General features: G+C 48.5%; 7 protein-coding genes. 3 read left to right on the forward strand and 4 right to left on the reverse strand.

Going from position 1 to position 13,993, the window contains the following annotated elements; genetic code table 11:
• Positions 1 to 29: 29 nt before the first annotated feature.
• Positions 30 to 1,598, forward strand: a complete 1,569-nt coding sequence (locus tag K0H59_RS07340) for a Na+/H+ antiporter NhaC family protein (RefSeq protein ID WP_220055108.1) — start codon at positions 30 to 32, stop codon at positions 1,596 to 1,598.
• A gap of 115 nt (positions 1,599 to 1,713) precedes the next feature.
• On the opposite strand, the gene K0H59_RS07345 is transcribed toward K0H59_RS07340, so the two are convergent.
• Both K0H59_RS07345 and K0H59_RS07350 read right to left on the reverse strand, forming a co-directional pair.
• Positions 1,714 to 3,864, reverse strand: a complete 2,151-nt coding sequence (locus tag K0H59_RS07345) for a M3 family metallopeptidase (protein ID WP_220055109.1) — start codon at positions 3,862 to 3,864, stop codon at positions 1,714 to 1,716.
• A gap of 170 nt (positions 3,865 to 4,034) precedes the next feature.
• Positions 4,035 to 6,125, reverse strand: a complete 2,091-nt coding sequence (locus tag K0H59_RS07350) for a multiheme c-type cytochrome (protein WP_220055110.1) — start codon at positions 6,123 to 6,125, stop codon at positions 4,035 to 4,037.
• Positions 6,126 to 6,665: 540 nt separating this feature from the next.
• Here K0H59_RS07350 and K0H59_RS07355 point away from each other — a divergent pair.
• Both K0H59_RS07355 and K0H59_RS07360 read left to right on the forward strand, forming a co-directional pair.
• Entirely contained in the window at positions 6,666 to 7,244 is a 579-nt protein-coding gene (locus tag K0H59_RS07355) for a thymidine kinase (RefSeq protein ID WP_126512879.1), read from the forward strand.
• A gap of 288 nt (positions 7,245 to 7,532) precedes the next feature.
• Positions 7,533 to 10,604 (forward strand): transglycosylase domain-containing protein, encoded by a 3,072-nt coding sequence (locus K0H59_RS07360; protein ID WP_220055111.1) that lies wholly within the window; start codon positions 7,533 to 7,535, stop codon positions 10,602 to 10,604.
• A 123-nt stretch (positions 10,605 to 10,727) separates the two neighbouring features.
• Here the strand turns inward: K0H59_RS07360 and K0H59_RS07365 are convergent, their stop codons facing one another.
• Positions 10,728 to 12,107, reverse strand: a complete 1,380-nt coding sequence (locus K0H59_RS07365) for a sigma-54 dependent transcriptional regulator (RefSeq protein WP_011716480.1) — start codon at positions 12,105 to 12,107, stop codon at positions 10,728 to 10,730.
• Positions 12,104 to 13,915, reverse strand: coding sequence for an ATP-binding protein (locus K0H59_RS07370; protein WP_089068140.1), 1,812 nt, complete (start codon positions 13,913 to 13,915; stop codon positions 12,104 to 12,106). The genes K0H59_RS07365 and K0H59_RS07370 overlap by 4 nt, the downstream gene beginning before the upstream one ends.
• Positions 13,916 to 13,993: the final 78 nt, after the last annotated feature.

The raw sequence follows: 13,993 nt of genomic DNA on the forward strand, positions 1-13,993 counted from the left end.
CCATTCGTATTTTGACGAAGAAATAATCAATGACTGTAGTAAGTTACGCCGATTCGGCACTTTCTCTGCTGCCGCCTGTGGTCGCAATTGTGTTGGCGATTTTCACTCGCCGCGTTCTCCTTTCCCTCGGTTTAGGTATTGTGATTGGGGTGTTATTACTCAATCAATTTTCACCTGTGGCCAGCGGTGAGTTTTTATTTAACAGTGTAAAAGGACTTTTTTGGTCAGAAGATGGCGTAAATTCTTGGAATTTATACATTCTCGGCTTTTTAATTGTATTAGGGATGATCACGGCATTAATTACCGTTAGTGGTAGTGCTAGGGCATTTGCCGATTGGGCGCGCCTGCATATTCGCAATAAACGCGATGCCAAATTGCTGACCATGTTTTTAGGCTGTGTTGTCTTTATTGACGATTATTTCAATAGCTTAGTCGTAGGTTCCGTCGCCAGACCCGTTACCGACCGTTATTATATTTCCCGCGCTAAGTTAGCCTATTTATTAGATTCAACGGCGGCGCCGGTTTGCGTTATTTCGCCGGTATCCAGTTGGGGCGCTTATATTATCGCGCTGATCGGCGGCATATTAACCGCCCACGGTTTTGCCGATTCTGGTCATTTGAGTGTGTTTATTCAAATGATTCCTATGAATTTCTACGCTATTTTCTCTTTATTATTATTACTTTGTGTTGTATTTATGGGCTTAGATATTGGCCCTATGCGTGAGCATGAATTAAATGCGCAGCGCGGTAATTTATATGATGAGAATAAAGGATTACCGCCTGGAGCGAATGCCGATTTACCCGAAGCCGAAACGGGTAAAATCCTCGGTTTATTCTTACCTATTACTGTGCTGGTATTTGCGACCCTGTATTTTATGATCGACAGTGGTGCCCAGGTATTAGCGAAAGAAGGCATTGAATTTAATATTATTTCTGCTTTTGAAAAAACCGATGTGAGTTCATCACTATTCTTTGGTGCGCTTATTGGTTTAGCGGTTGCGCTGGTGCTTAACCTAGTGCAAGGCGTTGAAAAGTCGATGGTCATTAAAGGCGTGGTGCAGGGTGCTCGCTCTATGCTGCCTGCGATTTATATCCTGTTATTTGCATGGACCATCGCTGGCGTGATTGGCCAGCTTGAAACCGGTAAGTTTATGGCGAGCCTCGCCACAGGGAACATTCCCTTTGCCTTCTTACCTGCGTTGATGTTTGTGTTAGCGGGTCTGACGGCGTTTTCTACCGGCACCAGTTGGGGCACGTTCGGTATTATGCTGCCGATTGCCGCCGATATGGCGATGGGCAGCCACACAGCCATGATGTTACCAATGCTGGCTTCGGTGTTGGCGGGCGCAGTATTTGGTGATCACTGCTCACCTATTTCGGATACCACGATTTTGTCGTCAACTGGCGCGAGCTGTCACCATATCGACCATGTTGTGACTCAGCTGCCTTACGCTGTGATTGTGGCGCTGATCAGCATGGTAGGTTATGTGGTGCTTGGCTTTACAGAATCGGTGAATGCGGGACTACTCACCTGTAGCGTGCTGTTTGTCTTAAGCATTGTGTGGTTACGGTTTAAATCCCAAAGCAACGCGAAATAAGCCTGACTTCAGCGAGCGGTTTATTCGCGAGTCTTCTCTGTGTATTTACCGAGCGCTAAAAATAAATCAGCCAGCAATTACGCTGGCTGATTTTTTATCTATCACTCATCCCCAATTACAGGGCGGTGTTGAGTCCACGGCGGTTCAATAACCCTTCGGTGGTAGGCTCTTGACCACGGAAGTTCTTGTAGGCTTCCATTGGCGCAATGCTGTTGCCCACTTCGCGAATTGTCTTGCGGTATTTCATGCCGATTTCACGGTTCAGGCCACCTTGCGTTTGCACGTAAGCGTAGGCATCGGCCGCTAAAATCTCACTCCACATATAAGCGTAGTAACTCGCTGAGTAACCACCTGGGAAGGCGTGGGCAAAGTAAGTTGACTTATAACGTGGTGGCACGGCAGTGATATTTAAGCCGTGTTTTTTCAGCGCATTGGCTTCGAATGTCGCCACATCTTGCAGTGGAGCATCTGGGCTTAATGAGTGCCATTCCATGTCGACGAGCGCCGCAGCCATATACTCTAAGGTATCGAAGCCTTGGTTAAAGCTACCGGATTTGAGCAGTTTTTGCAGCAAATCATCGGGAATTGGCTTACCAGTTTCATAGTGTTTGGCGTAGTTGGCTAACACTTTAGGGTGGGCAGCCCAGTCTTCTTCGAAGGTTGATGGGAATTCCACAAAGTCACGAGAGACAGAGGTGCCCGCTAAGCTTGGGTAAGTCACCTTAGAGAACATACCGTGGGTACCGTGGCCCATTTCGTGGAACATAGTGGTGACTTCGTTGTAGCTGACGAAGGTCGGTTGTCCCTCTGGCGCCTTCTTAATGTTCATCACGTTAACCACGACAGGCTTAGTGCCTTCGAGGAAGGATTGACCCACGAACGAGCTCATCCATGCGCCGCCACGTTTGCCTTCTCGGGCAAAGTAGTCGGCATAGAAAATCGCCATGCTCGAACCATCGGCATCAAACATTTCATAGGCTTTCACATCTGGGTGGTACACGGGTAAATCTGGGCGTGGCTTTAAGGTGACGCCATAGAGTTCTTTGAGGGTGTAGAACACGCCGTCTTCGAGTACGCGGTTAAACTCGAAGTAAGGACGAATGCTACTCGCATCGAGGGCATATTTCTCTTGGCGAACTTTCTCTGCGTAGAATTCCCAGTCCCATGGCGCGAGTTCAAACTTGCCGCCAGTCTTGTCGATCATCGCTTGGATATCGGCCGCTTCTTTCTCGGTATTGGCTACGACGGCTGGCACCATAGAACCAAACATGCTGTATACCGCTTCAGGCGTTTTTGCCATTTGTGGCGCGAGGCGGTAGCTGGCCCAGTTTTCATAACCTAAGAGGGCGGCACGCTCGGCTCGTAATTGGGCTAAGCGAGACACTAAAGATGCGGTTTCGTTTTCACCCGTTAAGCCACGGTTTGCCGAGGCTTCCCAAATGCGTTGGCGCAGTTCACGGTTCTCTAGAGAGGCGAGCACAGGCTGGCGAGTGGTGTTGGTGATGTTGATTAAGTACTTACCTTCGTGGCCAGCGGCCTTGGCGTCGTTGGCTGCCGAGGTGACTTCGCTGTCAGTCAGGCCGGCCAGTTGCTCTTTGTTATCAACAACGATGGCGATTTCTTTGGTTAAGCGCAGTAAACGTTGTGAGAACTCGTTGGTCAGCGTCGATTGTTCTTCGTTCAGAGCGCGGATCTTCACTTTCTGCTCATCGGTCAGTTTAGCGCCGGCCATGATAAAGCGTTGGTGATACACCTCAACCAAACGAACGGCTTCAGGCGTTAAGCCTAAGTTATTGCGGTCGTTATAAATTGCTTCAATACGAGCAAATAGCGCGGGATTGAGGTTGATGTTATCCGAGTGAGCCGCCATTTTGGGCGCCATTTCGCCTTGGATTTTACGCAGGGCTGGATTGCTGTTTGAACCTGCTAGGTTGTAAAACACGCTCGATGCACGGGTCAGCAGGGCACCGCTTTTTTCCATGGCGACAATAGTGTTGTCGAAGGTCGGGGCGGCAGGATTGCTCGCAATGGCCAAAATCTCTTGGTAATGCTCTTTAATGCCTTGCTCTAATGCGGGCTGAAAATGCTCGTCTTTAATCACGCTGAAATCAGGCGCTTGGTATTGCAGTGTGCTGGCTTGGAACAGAGGATTTTGGGTTTGAACTGCGGTCACATTTGCGGCTTTGGTATCTTGAGAGCTACAACCTGCCAGTGCTCCTGTCATCAGTGTGGCGCCAATGGCGATGGCAATAAAACTTTTACGCATAGTTGAGTGATTTCCTTAGAATTGTAGTTTTTTGTGACTCTAACGTTACTAACTTAAATGGGACTGAAAACCTATGGGGTTAAGTTGTAAGTAAAAGTAAACAAAAAAGCGCCCTACAATCGTAGGGCGCTTGGACTATTTCCTTGCAGGGAAAATAGCGGGACGACTAACTACTTACGGGTAAAGTTATGGTACTTGTCGATACCAGAGCTGCTACCTGTGTTGTGGCACACGGCACAAGATTCACCCGTAGGTTGTTTGAACCAGTCGCCAGTGGCTGGGACGCTGATCTCGCCACCATTGCTTGCCATGTGGGCTTTGACTGCATCGCCAGTATGGCAGGCATAACAGTTTGCCGTGACAGGGCTGGTCATCTTGTTACCAGGCTCAAGGATGTATTGATTTGGCACTTTGTTTAAATCAATCGCGGTTTCGTGACAGGCAACACAGCTGGTGACTGGGTTGATGGCGCCTGCACCGTTCGCGGTCTTGGCTTGAGTGCCATCGGCCTTCATCTCACCAACATTCGCACCATTACCCCAGTGCCAGCTGTGGATCATAGGACCAAAACCTGCACCCAGTGTGGCCGATGTCCGCGCCATGCCGTTATCGTGGCAGGCAATACAACCGTTACCGCCTTGATCGAATGCACCGTTCTTATGGAAGGCGGTAGCATCGTTATGGCAAGTCGTACAGCTGTTATCGCTGATCACAGTGCGACGCTCAAAAGCTGAGACTTTTGCAGTTGTGACTGGATTTACCACATCTGAGTAGGCGGTGAAGGAAACACCCATTGAACCGTCATAACCGTTGGCTCTGAGGTTGCCATTGCTTTGATAGCGTTGGTTACCGTCGTATTCCATCCAGCCAGCGGTGCTGAAGGTGACACGTGCAGAGTAGGCATAGTTAGCGTTTACTGCGCTGATATCTGTGAGCAAGTGACAGATATTCTTAGTGCCATCGGCATTGTAACCATAGTAATAGTTAGTACGGTTACCTGGACGACCCACTAAGGTGTTGTTGTCATAGGCATGTAGATAAGCACCGGCGTAAACAATCGGCTTCTTGGCATCAAATACCAGAGGATCTGAGTAGTTGAAGTTATCTTTAATGCTAAAGATATTACCGTCAGTATCTTTCACTGTCAGTGTGGTACACCAGCCAGGTTCGGCTTTTGCAACGCTTGAGCCATCGGGCGCATAGTGATCCGTTAAGGTTGAAATATCATCCACTTTAACTGGCGTTGATAGGGTAACTTGGTACTTAGCACGGATAGCTTGACGCTCGGTAATACCTTCTTTGCCTTCATGCATTGGACGCACATCGGCACCGTTACTTGGCACTATCGCGCCTGGTACGCCGCCAGTGTTATGACAGTCGATACAACCTGGGCCTGAAACACTGATGTTGGTCGGTGCTTCAACGTGGCAAGAACTACAGTTCATCACACTGAAATCTTTAGTGAATTTCTGGTGATTAATGTGGCCAATCTTAGACAGGGTATTAGTAGCATAACCGCCGATTGAGAAACCTTCGGCATTCTTCGCGCCGCGGCTCACTGAGCCGTGACAGGCTAAACAGCCTTCAACGAAGGTGACTTCGCTGTCCATGCCGGTGGCGACATAGCTGGCGTGGCGACGTGGACTCGTGGAGTAATCCACGTGGCAGGAATAGCAGCTGTCGGTGGTGGTTGAATGTGTGCCTTCTGGCTTATTCACCACCATGGGGGCTGAGCGTGCAATACCACTTTCGCTGTTACCGCCGACTCTGAGCCATACAATGCCCTCAGTGCCTGCATTGACGCCTTTCATCGGTGCTTTAAAGCTGTAGTGACCATCGCCTAACGACTTGATCTCTGCGCCTTCAGTGGCTTGAGTCGCTGCGCCACCAATGTGCACATTGTCGGCGACATTGTTGATATCGGCTTCATCGCGGTTATTGATAAAGCCTTTGTCTGTTAATGCCGCGACTTTGGCTTCAGCATTTAGCAGTCCATTGACTAAGTTGCCATTTTCGTCGGTGACTTCAAATTCATAGGTGATACTGCCTTCGGCAAAGCTGTAGCCCAGAACTTTAACATTGGTCACAGTTGAACTTGTGACTGGTGGTGGAGTCCATGGGTCTCCTGGTTTACCGGGTTGGCCAGGATCGCCTGGTTGGCCTGGTGCGCCGTCTTTACCGTCACTGCCACAACCTACGAGTGCGCCCGTTAGGGCTAATGCGACTAGGTATGCCAGTTTCTTTGATGTGAATATTCTCATCATAATCTCCATTTAATCCAATACGCGTATAAAGGCACGGATTGCAGCACTAAAGTTTGCAGGGGAGATTAGTGCTTTGAGCCGCTGATTTAATTTGCAAGCGTTCGAATAGCTTTTATTTTTTTATTGAGCATTTCTGTCTCGAGCGAAATATTACTGTTATCGATATGTTTGTTTTTTGAGCCAAACCGCATTTAGTCCTATTACTTTGGAGGTAGATCTCATTTTTAAACTTTTGTTAATGTGTTTTTTCTTATGTAAAACAATATTTAAGGTTAAATTAAGCTTATTGTAACAATTGCCATTTTGCTCAGGTGTCTCCAGTTGTCTTTTACGGTTTGGACGGAAATACGAACAATCAATCGAAGCGTCGAAGGGGAGGAATAGTGGTTAAAATGCGCATTCGTGAAATCGAGTGTGGATTTCAGTAGAAAAGCTGAGACAGGCCTAGTGTGTTAGGGGGCGACGCAATGGTAAACTAGGCGCCATAAGCTCTGGCAACAGAGAAACGATAAATTCAGTTTAAAAAAGGGATTCGTTTTGGCGCAATTGTACTTTTACTATTCAGCAATGAACGCGGGTAAATCCACCTCTCTCCTACAATCTTCCTATAACTACCGCGAACGCGGCATGAATACCTTAGTGATGACCGCCTCCATCGATGACAGATATGGTAAAGGTAAAGTGGCTTCACGCATTGGGATTGAAACTGAAGCCCAGGTATTTAGTAGCCAAGACAATCTGATAGAGATGATCACCACTGCCCATCAACAAAATCACTTAAGTTGTGTATTGGTGGATGAATGCCAATTCTTAAGCAAAGAGCAAGTTAAACAACTTACTTATGTTGTTGATAAAATTGATATCCCCGTTTTGTGCTATGGTTTACGTACCGACTTCCAAGGCGAACTCTTTAGCGGCAGTCATTATTTATTGGCCTGGGCCGATAAATTAGTTGAACTGAAAACCATTTGTCACTGTGGCCGTAAAGCCAATATGGTGGTGCGCCTCGATGGCGAAGGCAAAGTGATGCGTGAAGGTGAGCAGGTGGCAATTGGCGGTAATGAAAGTTACGAATCGGTTTGCCGTAAGCATTTTCGTGAATTTATTTGGGATTGATTGAAGCTTTAAGTGTGGCTGGCAGCTCGTAAAATGTAGATAAGTATTTTTGCGCTAACCACTTTGAGGCATGCTGCCAACTCATTAAAATACGGTGAGATCTAACGAGAGACGCAATGATCCTGTGTTGTTAGATCTTGCTCAATGAAGGCAAAGGAATGTATTTGCAGACTCATGCACAGTGGACGAACTTAAGTGTGAGTTTTGCCCTGATACTGGATGTGTTGAGCATAGGTTGGGAACTTTCCCACGTAGAAAGGATTTGTTAAGTGATTTTTGGGAGCCGTTTTGCCTAATTCTACGCAAGAAATGCAATTCGAAAATTATCGTCCTCGTCCGCCACAACCCGAACCTAAGGCTAAGCGTCAGCGCAAGCCAAGATCTAAGGGGCGTGTCTGGTTCCTGTTTTTTATTCTGATTATCTGTGTGGCGGTGTTAATTGGCCAGGAGGTCAAAACCTCTTATTTCCAGTCTAAGTATGTTCATCAATATGCGAAGACCTTGACCTATGAGCTGAAAAATCAGCCCACTCAGTCAATTATCTATCCAAGCTACGGCCCCTTCGATGAGCGTCACGGCTACAGTAAGCTGCCGCAATATATCGATAGATTGCTGCAACGTAACTTCCAAGTGACGCAGCAAGTCGAGTTTTCCCCCGCACTGCAGGAATACGCACAGATGGGCTTTTTCCCGCCTTACCATGAGAAAGCGCAATCGGGTTTGACCCTGCTAGATTGTCGCAATACCGATCTCTATGAGTTTGCTTATCCTAAACGTGTGTATCAGGATGATGATAAAATCCCCAATGAAATCGTCAATACCTTACTGTTTATTGAAAACCGCGAGCTGTGGACTACAGAACCCAAACTTAACCCTGTGATCGACTGGCCGCGCTTTATTGTGGCGGGGATGAGTCAAATCGCTGAAATGGTGGGGATGAATGTGTCTACCGCTGGTGGCAGTACGCTGGCGACGCAAATTGAGAAGTTCCGCCATTCCTCCCAAGGGTTAACCTTAAGCATCAAGGATAAGCTGCTGCAAATTGGCTCGGCCACAGTGCGCGTTTATCAGCAGGGGGAAATTACCGAGCCTGCTCGTAAACGCATTATCCAAGACTATCTAAATACTGTGCCTTTATCCTCAGCGCCTAATCACGGTGAAGTGCATGGCATAGGCGATGGCCTGTGGGCGTGGTTTGGTACCGATTTCGATACCGCCAATAAACTGCTTGCTTCGCCGCAAATCAAAGCCAATGCCGCTAAGCGTGGTCAAGTGTTCCGCCAAGTGGTGGCCTTGATGATTGCCCAGCGTCGTCCATCCTACTATCTGTTGCAGGGACATGAAGACTTAGAGAATCTGGTCGACAGCCATATTCGGTTACTCGGCCAGTATTATTTGATTGACCGCCAACTTAGGGATGCGGCACTTGCTCAAAAACTGCAGTTTAAGGTGGCTAAAGCCCAACGTAATACCCAGTCGGGAGCGGATAAGGGCGTTAATACGATACGCATTCGTACTGCGGGCATGTTAAATGTCGGCTTGTATGATTTGGACCGCCTCGATTTGACCGTAAACAGCAGCTTGCACAGCGACTTACAACAACAGGTGAGTCATTACTTACGCAGTCTTGGGCAGGCCGCAACAGCTGAGAAAGTCGGCCTCTTAGGTGAGCGCTTACTCGAACCTAGCCAACTGCAAAACGTGCTTTACAGTTTTACCCTCTATGAAAAAACCGAGACGGCGAACCGTGTGCGGGTGCAAACCGACAGTACTGACCAACCCTTCGATATTAACGAGGGCAGTAAGTTAGAGCTGGGCTCGACGGCCAAACTCAGGGTGCTCGCAACATACCTTGAGATCATTGCCGAAATCCACGACAAATACTCGAAGAAACACGGTATTGAGTTGGAATCGATTGAGATTGAACCCCGCGACCATCTCACGCGCTGGGCGATTGATTACTTGATTGTGAATCCGGATAGACGTCTCGACCGCATGCTGGATGCTGCGTTGCAGCGGGAATATTCAGCCTCGCCGAATGAGCAATTCTTCACGGGTGGCGGTTTGCATGTGTTCAATAACTTTAAAAAATCAGAAGATTTTAAAGTGCCAACCATGTATGAGGCGTTGCAAAACTCCATCAACTTACCCTTCGTTCGTTTGATGCGTGACATAGTCAACTACAGCAGCAGTATGCAAAACGAAGGCAACATGGCGCGTCTGCTGCGCAACGATAAGGACCCACGCCGCGAGGAATATTTACGGGTGTTTGCTGACCGCGAAGGCAATACCTTCGTCAATAAGTTCTACCGTAAATATAAGAAAGTGGCGCCAAATGAGCGTTTAGAGCTGTTCTTCGATGGCCAAACCCAAGCGGAGCAGCAGCTCACCGCGGCTTACCGTTATTTGCAGCCTAATGAGTCTATGGCCTCGTTTAAGGCCTTCTTACAACAGCGTTTGCCGCAAAACAATTACACGGATAAGCGCATTAAAGAGCTGTATAACAAGTACGGCCCTGAAAAATATAATCTGCCTGACCAAGGTTATATCGCGCGGGTGCATCCACTCGAGCTATGGGTGCTCGATTACTTGAATCAACACCCTGAGGCCAATCTCAACGATGTGAAGGAAGCCAGTAAGGATGAGCGTCAAGAGGTTTACCGTTGGTTGTTTAGAACCCGACATAAAAACGCGCGGGATGTGCGGGTACAGGTAATGCTGGAGGTGGAAGCCTTCCTCGACATTCATCAACGTTGGGCGCGTTTAGGCTATCCCTTTGAATCTATGGTGCCTTCTTTAGGCTCGGCGCTCGGCAGTTCGGGGGACAGACCCGCGGCGCTGGCGGAGTTGATGGGGATTATCCAAAACGATGGTTATCGTTTACCTACGGTGCGGATTAATCAACTGCACTTTGCCGAAGAAACACCCTATGAAGTTCGGCTCGAAAACCAAAATACTCAAGGTGAACGAGTGATGCGCCATGAAGTCGCCCAAGCCTTAAAGGCGGCGCTGGCAAACGTGGTTCAAAACGGTACTGCACGACGTCTTAAGGGTATCTTTACCGACGATAACGGCGAGATGCTGGCAATTGGCGGTAAAACGGGGACGGGCGATAACCGTATCGTGACCCAGATGCAGCAGGGCCGCAAAGTGGCTACCACGGCGATGAACCGTACCGCGACGTTTGTGTTTTACTTAGGCGATAATTATTTCGGCACCTTAACCGCGTTTGTGCCGGGCAGTAAGTCGGACGATTTTAGTTTTACCTCGGCGCTGCCATTACAGGTGATGAAGGGCATGATGCCAATTCTCGCGCCCTATGTGAAATCCTCGAAGGGCATGTGTGTGCGGGATGAGTAATGACTCACTTTTGCAATATGCGTTTTTGATACATAAGCATGAAATGCTAGCTTGAGGTTCCTTAGATAAAGCAAACCCCGCAGCCGTGAATCGGTTTGCGGGGTTTTTATTGGCACCGACAGGCTACTCGTCAGCGTTGATATATTGTTTGCGGTCTAAATCGTACTTACGCATCTTGTCGTATAAGGTTTTGCGGGGCAGTTCGAGTTGCTCCATGGTTTGCTTAATGCTGCCCTTGTTATGGCTTAAGGCCTCTTCTATCAATACCCGCTCAAAAAACTCGACCCGTTGCAACAGCGACATGCTGGTATGCAGGCTCGGTGCATTACCTAAGCTGCCGGCGAAGGCCGCTTCACCACCGAGCAATACATAACGTTCTGCCAGATTTCGCAGCTCGCGCACATTACCCGGCCAGTCGTGGGAGGTGAGGATGGCATTCTGCTCGGCATTGAGGGCAATCAGCGCTTTGTGGTAACGCGCTGAGGCCATACGGGCAAAGTGTAAGAATAATAAGGGAATATCTTCTCGGCGATCCCTGAGTGGCGGAATCGGCACTGTCACCAGATTTAAGCGATAGAGCAGGTCTTGGCGAAACTCTCCGGTGTCGCACAGGGACTTTAAATCCACTTTAGTGGCGGCAATGACCCGAATATCCAAATGAATGCTCTTATTGGAGCCTAAGCGCTCGACCTTGCGATCTTCGAGTACCCGCAGCAGTTTGACCTGTAACGACAGTGGCGTGCTTTCGATTTCATCTAAAAAGAGTGTGCCGCCGTTGGCATACTCAAACTTACCGATACGCAGTTTATCGACACCGGTAAAGGCTCCGGCTTCGGCGCCAAAGAGTTCGCTCTCAATCAAGTTCTCGGGAATCGCGCCGCAGTTAATGGCGACAAAGTTAGCTTGATTGCGACTGCTGTGGTCGTGCAGATAGCGGGCGACCAATTCCTTACCCGTACCCGTTTCACCTTCGATAAGCACATCGGCGGGGGTGTCGATTACTTGGTCTATGATATGACGCATGCGCAAAATGCCGACACTGTGGCCTAATATTCTTGGCCCTGGCACGTTATGGCTTTCTAACTCTTTCTTTAATTTACGGTTCTCTAGAGTGAGGCTGCGTTTATCTAAGGCGCGTTTCACCACATCTAGCATGTGTTCGTTGTTAAAGGGTTTTTCGAGAAAATCGTAGGCCCCTTGTTTTAAGGCATTGACCGCCATGGCGATATCGCCAAAGCCGGTGAGCAGCACGACGGGTAAATCGGGATCTTGCTGACGAATTTGCTGCATCAGGCTGATGCCATCGAGCTGCGGCATATTCACATCGGAAATCACCACGCCCGCCCAGTCCCTGTCGAGTAATTTGGCTATCCCTTTGGGATCGGTAGTGGCGAAGGCTTTAATGCCTTCCAGCTCAAACAGTTGGACTAGCACTGTGCCAATATGGGGCTCATCGTCGATGATCAGTACGCTATAGTCTTGAATTGAATTGGGCAGACTCATGATGACTGACGTTCCTCGGCTAAATAAATCGGTAAAATAATATGGAAAATCGCGCCGCCGTCCTCGGCATTGGCAACATTAATTTGCCCCTGCATAGACTCGATAATGCGCTGGGAAATGGATAAACCTAGGCCAAGCCCTGTACGCTCACTGGTGGTGAAATAGGGCTCGAAAATCTTCTCCATTTGGCTCTCGCGCACCCCTGGGCCTGAGTCTTGAATACTGATACAGAACTTGTCCGCACAGTTTACCCTAATACTCAGTGTCCGTTTTGAAGATTGCTGCATGGCGACAATCGCGTTGCTCATAATATTCACAAACACTTGCTGCAATCGCACTTTATCACCCCAGACCTGATATTGGCCTTCGGGCAACAGCACATCGAGCTCAACCCCTTGCTTGTCGATTTCGGGCTGGACTATGGTCAGGGCTTGTTTGATACAGCCCTTAAGATCGGTCGCACTATCCGTGCCTTGGCTCTTACGGGTAAAACTCTTAAATTGGCCGACAATATCGGCTAATCGGTCGGTCAGCTCGATAATAATTTTAAGATTATCAGAGGCTTTATCCGGCATATTGCGAGCGAGGAAGGTTTGGGTATTTTGCGCATAACTGCGCAGTGCGGCCAAGGGCTGATTCAGCTCGTGGTTGATACTGGCGGATAGGCTACCTATCACGGTCAACTTAGCCGCCTGAATAAGTTCATCCTGAGTGTCCTTGAGGCGATCATTGGCCTGTTGCAGATCTTGGGTGCGCTCTTCCACCCTTTGCTCCAGTAAACTCTGGGCGAGTTGCATACGTTGCAAGTTGCGGCGCCGCTCGCTACTAAAGAGTAAGCCTAAGGCGAGCAACAAGTAGATAGAGGCCGATAACAGCATAAGTGCGGGCATGGATTCGAGCAGGGGTTTCATCGGCGCCAGAATATGCACCCGCCAACCCGCCTTGGTCATCAAATGATGGGTATCCATATATTGCGCCTGACTGTTGCCGGAGCGAATTTGGTAGATATGGCCGTTACTTAGGCTATCTTCTTGATATTGTGGCTTTATCAGTAATTCACCAATCGGCCGCTCCGCGTAACGTTTTGAGGCATTTAAGGCATATTGTTTGGCCTGAGTCAGCGGTGTGAGTGAGGCTAAGCGCCATTCATCGACACTGGAGATAAATACAATATCGTCGGGGTCGCTGATTAAGAATTGATATTGGCCAGCCATCGCAATGCTGGTGCTTTGCTGCTCGATATCGGCGATATCCACTTTTACAATAATGGCGCCCAGAATGCCTTTGGCGCCTTGCTGATAAATAGGGTAAGAGAAGTAAAAGCCACGTTTATCCGAACTGGTGCCCACCGCATAGTAGCGGCCTAAATTGCCCGAAATCGCATCGGTGTAATAGGGTCTGAAGGAGTAGTCTTTGCCGATAAACGAAAAAGGCTGCTGCCAGTTGCTGGCGGCAATCGCAATGCCGAGGGCGTCGATAAGATAGATATCGGATGCCTCAGTCACATGCTGAATTTCTTCCAAATATAGGTTGAGCTCTTGTACCTTCTTGGGGTTTTGTTGATCGTTTAAGACATTGGCGAGCATAGGGTTAGTTGAAAGTACGTGGGGGATACTCTCGTAGCGCGATAGGGCGCCATCTAAGAAGCTGACCAGCTCTTTGAGTTGTCGCTCGGATTGTTGTTGTATTTCAATTTTGCCCTGATGAAAGTGCACCCAATAGGTCAATTTTAAGATGGCAAATAAGCCCGCAAGTAGCACTATGGTCATTAAAAGACGTTGTTTGGCCTTGGGCGTCATGGGCAACATAGCAGGTAATCCTGTCCACACTGAATAAAACAAAGCGAGCCTGAGTAGGCTCGCTTAAAAACTATCTAGAATCAAGGA

Origin of the sequence: Shewanella sp. FJAT-51649, from assembly GCF_019457435.1 — a bacterium.
Lineage (GTDB): Bacteria > Pseudomonadota > Gammaproteobacteria > Enterobacterales > Shewanellaceae > Shewanella > Shewanella mangrovisoli.

Bases quoted from the DNA above. Each gene is read 5' to 3' on its own strand.
- K0H59_RS07340 (WP_220055108.1), top strand. From the start codon at position 30: ATGACTGTAGTAAGTTACGCCGATTCGGCACTTTCTCTGCTGCCGCCT.
- K0H59_RS07345 (WP_220055109.1), bottom strand. From the start codon at position 3,864: ATGCGTAAAAGTTTTATTGCCATCGCCATTGGCGCCACACTGATGACA.
- K0H59_RS07350 (WP_220055110.1), bottom strand. From the start codon at position 6,125: ATGAGAATATTCACATCAAAGAAACTGGCATACCTAGTCGCATTAGCC.
- K0H59_RS07365 (WP_011716480.1), bottom strand. From the start codon at position 12,107: ATGAGTCTGCCCAATTCAATTCAAGACTATAGCGTACTGATCATCGAC.
- K0H59_RS07370 (WP_089068140.1), bottom strand. From the start codon at position 13,915: ATGTTGCCCATGACGCCCAAGGCCAAACAACGTCTTTTAATGACCATA.